This window comes from Bradyrhizobium sp. MI1.11, from assembly GCF_055811255.1.
On record NZ_JBVVPM010000118.1, the window covers coordinates 1 to 6,429 of the forward strand.

The following is a 6,429-nucleotide window of genomic DNA, read 5'->3' on the forward strand; positions in this document are numbered from 1 at the left end:
TCCTGCATTCCAAAAACAGTCCACAAAGTCAAATGCGATCCTAGCTCAATCGCTTAGCCGCTCTTCACGGACGACTAATTACGTCATTGTTTACAAATTTGATCCTTCGTATTGCCGCATGAGCGAATGTTGCCCTGACGGCGTCGATGCGACTCCCACTGATCGGCCGCGCCAGTTGGCCTTCCGGGCTGCTCGACGAGAGGAGCTGGCGGCGGGTCGGGCCCTACATTGCCGAGCCGTCCACAACCCGGGCAGTGGGGCAGCGGTCGTGGCCTCCGCAAGCGGCTCCTCCGCCACAATTGCTGGGCCGTCTTCCGTCTAAGCGCGCTCAGCAGGCGCTGCACGATCGAATGCTGTTTCTTCCCGAACTCCCTCGTTGCGCGCCCATAGAACTTCACTGGATTATGCCGGGCTCACAACCCTCATGTAGGTCGTCCTCGCCAGTGAGCCGCTTTTCGTAGAAGATCACTGCATATCCGTGCAACATCCCTTCCCTGCGGCGAACATAGCCAGCGGTCTCATAAAGCCTTTGAGCTCCCACTTGGATCGTTGTTGTGTCGAGCACTATCCACTTGAAACCGAGAACAACAGCTCGCGACTCCAATTCACGAAGAACCCTGCCTCCAATCCCTCGTCGCTGAAAGACGGGATCGACCCGCATACGTTTGAGTTCTGCGACATCATCATCAACAGGTTTCAACCCACCCATGGCGGCGAGTCGGGGACCAATATGCGCAACTACGAAGTCTCCGCCCGACCCGATGTATACTTCCCCGATATTCCGTAAATCATCCTCCCAGGCCCCTTCCGGGCCACACACACCAACATCCTGAGATGCGCTTCTGTGGAGATGCCATACACGATCGCTATCCCCGGGCTCGAACCGACGAAGGATCAGTTCGTCTTGAGACACCTACTATCACCTCTCGACCGATGCCGGACGTCCTGCGCCTCTGGCACCCTTGTTTGTTTTTAGCCAGCCAGAGACCACCGTCAGCTTATCGACGCCTCTGCCAACAGCCGCTGAGAAAGGACAGCCTCAACACTTTCCGATACATCAACTCCGACAAGTGGGCGACCCGGCTCAACGGTATATTTTAAGGCCGTGCTACGGTGCATCCGGGTAAATCGATTCAGTGCACAAACACAGGACGCGCGCAGCGTTCCGATTTCGCCACCTTGATGCTCCACGGCGGACGAAATCGTCGCAAGCCTGGGAAACTCCGCTTTCCCTTCTAGCCAACCCGGTTTGATCGGTGCACTCCCGTTGTCTGACGAGAGCCAGCGGAATACCTCGTGAATGCACCTCTGCGGATAATATTCGGAAAGCCGATATAGATCCCTATAGAATTGCGGTTTCTGGTGGAAGAGTTCTTCACCGACTAGTAGCACCGACACTGCCACGATACGGGCCGAGAAGCGGCCGCTTGGACCAAGCGTATTCTTGTAAGGATTCTTTCCGTAAAACGCACGAAATTGGCCAAATAGGTCTGGTGACATATGTTCATAAAAGCGCGTCAGAATATAGTTTGCTGACTCAAGGCGCGCCAAGCATAGCGCAAGACATTGCCCCGCATCCACCTCGGCCGCATCACGCAACTCAAGGAGAGCGTCCATTGCTGACTGCAATTCGCTCTCGATGATCTGATGCCCCAAGCAAAAATCTCGTTCCTCGACCCCGGCCGAGCCGAGGCAGTATACGCGTGGATCGCTCTGCAACGGATTCGTAAGGATCATATCTTCATAGGAGAGGACCTCAATGCCGGGTTGCCGGTCACAGCTTGACCGCGCAAGGCGGCTCAGTGCCTCTCCCACCGTCAGCTCGGCGTCCAGGGGGTGAAGGCCGGCAAACGCAGACATTTGATAAGCACAATTTACGAGATAGTGGATATCTGTCTTAGCGATCTCGAAGTCGGACTGCGGTAGACTTAGCAGCAACGCATCATAGTCACTCGCGGCGATCATCGCGTTGACGCTGCGTCCAAGCGACTTGACCGCTTCATCTGGTCGTTCACTGCATTTGATTTCCGCAATGCAGTGTGGCAGTTCATCGGTGACAAAATTGCTGACCAGCCCAAGCGGGCGTTCTCGCTGCCGCCGATCAATACTATCGGCCAGATGCAAAAATATGTCGTGCCCTTCGCAAGGCGCGCTTTGCGGAGTGGAAACGGGAAAAGGAGTGACCATAAACGAGCCCGCCCGCGGCTTCATCGAAATGCAACTTGCATTTCGGTACTTGATCCGTATCGAGCGGCCGGTGAGTAATCATGCTTTTCGAGCAGATCAGTTCGTTTGTCTGCTATCCTACTGTCGTTATACGCGACCTGCTCAAGTATATTGTTCGAGAAGAATAGCAGCGATACCGCGCCCGAATTGATCGTGCCGGCGGCGGTTAACGAAAGCAGGCCATCATTTGAAATGCAGATGAGACCTGCCTCATTCAAGTGTTCTAGCTCGCGGCCAAAGCATTTCTCAATCGACACCCCAAACTCCCGCTCGAAGCGGGAGAGCGACACTCCACTGCTTCGCAGGGCAAACATTACTGTTCTGCGCATGAGATCATCTTGCGACAGGACAACACCCTTCCACACTGGCTTCTCGCCAGCCTCGACCCTATATAGGTAACGATCTAAATCTGCCTCGTTATAGAACTGGCACTGGCTCATGTAGCCAAATCCGGCAACCCCAAACGGAACCAGATTATTGTCGTTCCAGGAATCGTATTTGCGGCGCTGTTGAACCGAGTGTGGCTGCGACTGCTTACTCCAGTAGAAAATCGGCCCATGACGATAGCCGAGTGTCGTGAGGATGTGCTCGGCCATAAAATGCATGATAATGCGCTCCTTAGCCCCGGCGAATTGATATCGTCCCTGAGCCAAATGGCGGGCCACGGGGTCTGTAGATTTGAACATCAGGGGGAATACATTGAACTTCTCTATCCCCAAATCTATTAAGCCGATGAGTGAGTCGTACCAGCTACGGAGCGTTTGCTGCGGCAATCCATACATGAGGTCGAGCGAGAGATTTTCGACGCCCATCTCATTCAGCAATTTTACGAGTTGTACTACCTCGTCCACGCGGTGCCCGCGGTTTAGTATACGTAAAATGCTCGGATCTAGACTCTGAACGCCCAATACAAAGCGGTTTACGCCGGATCTGAGCAGTGTCGATATGCGATCTGCAGCATCCACTTGCTTTGCAAGAGAGGGATGTAATTCGAAACTCACCTCCGACTTAGACAGATCAAAGCGCCGGCCGATCATACTAAATAGCGTTTTGAGTTGACTGTTGGTCAGGAACGAGGGGGTACCGCCTCCAAAGAAAGCAGTCTCAACAGCTCTGTCAGCCAGTGCCGCGTCCGACCAACTCATCTCTTTATCCAAGGCCGCCAGATAGCGCTCCACTCGCTCGGAAGATGGATGGATTTCTTTGGCGAAGTGGCAAAATGTGCAATGCTGATCACAGAAGGGGACGTGAAAGTAGAGATCAATTGACGGCGTAACCTGAAGCAACAAGTTTTCGGCATTCAGATCGCCCATTGCCTTGAGAGGCGGATATGTGCCGACGAGATAATCGTTGTACGTGTCAAGGTGCAAATTCCGTGACCTCAACATGTCGAGGTTAATGTCGTACGATCGGTCGATCGCGAATTCCAAGGCTTCGGAATAGGTCGGCGCGCGCATTTTGTTAAACTCCTCTAGCTTTCGTGTGAAGCAAGGGGCGATGGCACCTCCGTTAGAATAACGAAAACACGAGCGAAGCTCCCCTATCAGGATTGGGAGGCGCGCGAACTCGCTTTCCACTCCGTGGCGCCGCCCGACGATCGACAATACGCTGTCCGCCACTCTTACAGATCGTTTGGTCTTACCTCCTATGCGGGTGAGCGAGCCACGCGGCGCGAGACTCGTTGCACGCGGGCGCTCCTACATCATAGTGCGCACGCCAAGCAATAGTTGTCGTGTTGATCGGAGGCGGAGCATTTTGGCGCAATCTACGACGAACATCGACAATTTATTCGCCCGCGCCCGAATCGTGTCGGCCGCAATGTTAAGCAACGTTTCGCTCCTAGCGACACTTCCGCTGAGCAGTAGGCGCACGAAGGGGTTTCTCGCTCCGCGAGACCAACGAACGAGGCAACGGGCGCGTGCCGCGCGGCTCGAGCAGATCATCAAGGAGTTGCAGCGTCATCGCTTCGGCCGCCGGGCCGAGACGCTGCCGGAGGACCAGTTGCTGCTCGGCCTGGAAGAGGTCGAGCAGGTCGAGGCGAGCAGTGATGCCACGACCGATGCAGCCAATGCTGCCGAGCGATCGAGGACGGCGCCGCAGGAACAGAGGAGCCCTGCCGGGGCATCTGCCGCGGGTCGAGATGCTGATTGACCTCGACGATGACGCCTGCCCGTGCTGTCAGCAGGCGCTGCACCGAATCGGCGAGGATGTGAGCGAACGATTGGATATCGTGCCGGCCAGGGCGGGCTACCGACCGAAGCCGCCGTGGCGCAGGTAGTCGTCGCCCAATATGCGGACCATCTGCCGCTGTATCGTGAGCGTCACGATAGGATCACCGGTGCCCGGGCTTGACTTGCGCGGAATGCTCTGGATAGCGCGGTCGGGATGATTGACGCCGCCGGGGCGCGGTGATGGGGTGATCCCGGTTCGGAGCGGGCAACGGGATCAGAATGAACAGCGAGTCGCAGCTGCGCGAGAAGCTTCGGAAGATCGAGGCGTTGTTCGTGGGGGCCGGAACTGCTGGTGAGCGCCTTGCGGCGGAAGCCGCGCTGCAGCGGGTGCGGGCCCGGGTCGAGGAACTCGCTCGCCACGATCCACCGATCGAACAGCAATTCTCACTTCCCGACCAGTGGTCTCGGCACCTTTTTCTGGCGCTTTGCCGCCGATATGGGCTGCGGCCGTTTCGTTATCGCCGGCAGCGACGCAACACGGTGATGGTCCGTGCGTCACGGGGCTTCGTCGATCGAGTCCTGCTGCCGGAGTTCACCGAGCTGGAGGGTGCGCTGCAAGTGTATCTGCACGAGGTGACGCTGCGCGTGATCCGCGAAGAGATCTACGACGACGCCAGCGATGCGCAGGAAGTTCCAGATGCCCTGCCGTCGAACTGATCAGGCGGCGAGCTTTGCCTGGGAACTATCGCGCTCGGCCTTCCAATTCCACGGCAACAGCATGTGCAGCTGATTGATCTTTGTACGTCCGGAGACGATGCGCTCGAGAACATCGGTCAGATAGTGCCGCGGGTCGATGTCGTGCAGCTTTGCCGTGTTGATGAGCGATGCGAGGGTGGCCCAGGTTTCGGCGCCGCCCTCACTGCCGGCGAACAAGTAATTCTTCTTTCCCAGGCCTATCGGCTTGATGCTGCGTTCGACCGTATTGCTGTCGATCTCGATGCGCCCATCATCGATGAAGCGCGTCAGGCCTTCCCAATGGTTGAGGGTGTAGCGGATCGCCTTGCCAAGGCCGGATTTCTTCGAGACTTCCAGTAGCCGCGCCTCGAGCCAGGGTTTGAAGTCCTCGATCAACGGCCTGGTGTCGGTCTGCCGCACTGCAGCCCGATGCGCCGCCGGCAGACCGCGGATGCGATCCTCGATGGCGTAGAACATCGCGATCCGTTGCAGCGCTTCCGCGGCAATCGGCGACTTCGTCGCGACGTGAACGTCCCAGAACTTCCGCCGCGCATGAGCGAAGCAGAACGCCAACTGCACCAGATGGCCGCCGTTCTTGATCAGGCCCTTGTAGGCGGCATAGCCGTCGACCTGCAGGATGCCGTGGTAGTCCCCGAACAGCTGCTTGGCGCGGATCGCCTTGCGATCCTCGGCAAACATGTAGACTACCGCCGGCGGCGCCGGGCCGCCCCACGGACGGTCATCGGTGGCGATCGCCCAGAACTGGCAGACTTTGGTCCTGCCACGGCCGGGATCGAGAACTGGCAGCGGCGTCTCGTCGGCAAACAGCCGCGGGTAGGACATCACTGTGTCGCGCAACAGCGTGTGAAGCGGCGTCAGCCACCAGGCGGCGCGGCCCATCCACGAGGCCAGCGTCTGCCGATCGAGCGTGATGCCTTGCGCGGCGAACATCTGTTCCTGCCGATACAGCGGCAACTGGTAGCCGTATTTCATCACCGCGATGTGGGCCAGCAAGGCTTCCGTGTGGTTCGTTCGTCGATCGCGCTGTTGCGGGTCTTGCCGGTCTTGGTGACGGCCCGGTTCTGTGTCACATGCGGCGTCACGCCAATGGCGCGAAGATTGGCGACATGATCGGCGGTATCGTACGCCTTGTCCTCACCGGCCGTGATGCGGCGGCCCGCGGCTTTGCGTCTTGGCTTCAGCATGGTCTCCGAAGCCCGGCGGGGGATGTCCCGGGTTCTGTTGAATTTCTGAAGAGGTCGGCGTTGCCCCCCTTGAGCCGGTAGGCTCGGGGTGC

General features: G+C 57.8%; 8 protein-coding genes and 1 pseudogene. 3 read left to right on the forward strand and 6 right to left on the reverse strand.

The window, feature by feature from the left end; all coding sequences use genetic code 11:
* Positions 1-394: 394 nt before the first annotated feature.
* The 3 genes from AC0L30_RS42055 to AC0L30_RS42065 form a co-directional block, all read right to left on the reverse strand.
* Positions 395-913 (reverse strand): GNAT family N-acetyltransferase, encoded by a 519-nt coding sequence (locus tag AC0L30_RS42055; RefSeq protein WP_473406712.1) that lies wholly within the window; start codon positions 911-913, stop codon positions 395-397.
* Positions 914-993: 80 nt separating this feature from the next.
* Complete coding sequence (locus tag AC0L30_RS42060) at positions 994-2,187, reverse strand: hypothetical protein (RefSeq protein WP_473406713.1); 1,194 nt, start codon at positions 2,185-2,187, stop codon at positions 994-996.
* A gap of 20 nt (positions 2,188-2,207) precedes the next feature.
* Positions 2,208-3,683, reverse strand: coding sequence for a coproporphyrinogen-III oxidase family protein (locus AC0L30_RS42065; RefSeq protein ID WP_473406714.1), 1,476 nt, complete (start codon positions 3,681-3,683; stop codon positions 2,208-2,210).
* A gap of 298 nt (positions 3,684-3,981) precedes the next feature.
* Here AC0L30_RS42065 and AC0L30_RS42070 point away from each other — a divergent pair, with 298 nt between their 5' ends.
* The 3 genes from AC0L30_RS42070 to AC0L30_RS42080 all read left to right on the forward strand — a co-directional run bounded on the left by AC0L30_RS42070 (position 3,982) and on the right by AC0L30_RS42080 (position 5,114).
* The gene (locus tag AC0L30_RS42070) at positions 3,982-4,377 is read left to right on the forward strand and encodes a transposase domain-containing protein (protein ID WP_473256447.1); all 396 of its coding nucleotides are present in this window, start codon (positions 3,982-3,984) and stop codon (positions 4,375-4,377) included.
* The gene (locus AC0L30_RS42075) at positions 4,367-4,504 is read left to right on the forward strand and encodes an IS66 family transposase zinc-finger binding domain-containing protein (RefSeq protein WP_473406715.1); all 138 of its coding nucleotides are present in this window, start codon (positions 4,367-4,369) and stop codon (positions 4,502-4,504) included. Before AC0L30_RS42070 ends, AC0L30_RS42075 begins: the two co-directional genes overlap by 11 nt.
* A 172-nt stretch (positions 4,505-4,676) precedes the next feature.
* Positions 4,677-5,114 carry a hypothetical protein gene (locus AC0L30_RS42080; RefSeq protein ID WP_018457659.1) on the forward strand — a complete coding sequence of 146 codons (438 nt, stop codon included), beginning with the start codon at positions 4,677-4,679 and terminating at the stop codon, positions 5,112-5,114.
* Here AC0L30_RS42080 and AC0L30_RS42085 read toward each other — a convergent pair whose 3' ends face one another.
* The 3 genes and pseudogenes from AC0L30_RS42085 to AC0L30_RS42095 all read right to left on the reverse strand — a co-directional run bounded on the left by AC0L30_RS42085 (position 5,115) and on the right by AC0L30_RS42095 (position 6,337).
* Positions 5,115-5,276, reverse strand: a complete 162-nt coding sequence (locus AC0L30_RS42085; protein WP_473406717.1) for a transposase domain-containing protein — start codon at positions 5,274-5,276, stop codon at positions 5,115-5,117.
* Positions 5,271-6,170: pseudogene (gene tnpC, locus AC0L30_RS42090) on the reverse strand (IS66 family transposase); the annotation flags it as partial. The gene AC0L30_RS42085 and the pseudogene tnpC, both read right to left, overlap by 6 nt.
* On the reverse strand, positions 6,125-6,337 hold the full coding sequence (locus tag AC0L30_RS42095) for a hypothetical protein (protein ID WP_473406716.1): 213 nt from the start codon (positions 6,335-6,337) through the stop codon (positions 6,125-6,127). The pseudogene tnpC and the gene AC0L30_RS42095, both read right to left, overlap by 46 nt.
* Between the last annotated feature and the right edge of the window lie 92 nt (positions 6,338-6,429).

Coding starts and splice junctions, on each gene's coding strand:
- AC0L30_RS42065 (WP_473406714.1), bottom strand. CDS start 3,683: ATGCGCGCGCCGACCTATTCCGAAGCCTTGGAATTCGCGATCGACCGA.
- AC0L30_RS42060 (WP_473406713.1), bottom strand. CDS start 2,187: ATGGTCACTCCTTTTCCCGTTTCCACTCCGCAAAGCGCGCCTTGCGAA.
- AC0L30_RS42075 (WP_473406715.1), top strand. CDS start 4,367: ATGCTGATTGACCTCGACGATGACGCCTGCCCGTGCTGTCAGCAGGCG.
- AC0L30_RS42095 (WP_473406716.1), bottom strand. CDS start 6,337: ATGCTGAAGCCAAGACGCAAAGCCGCGGGCCGCCGCATCACGGCCGGT.
- AC0L30_RS42080 (WP_018457659.1), top strand. CDS start 4,677: ATGAACAGCGAGTCGCAGCTGCGCGAGAAGCTTCGGAAGATCGAGGCG.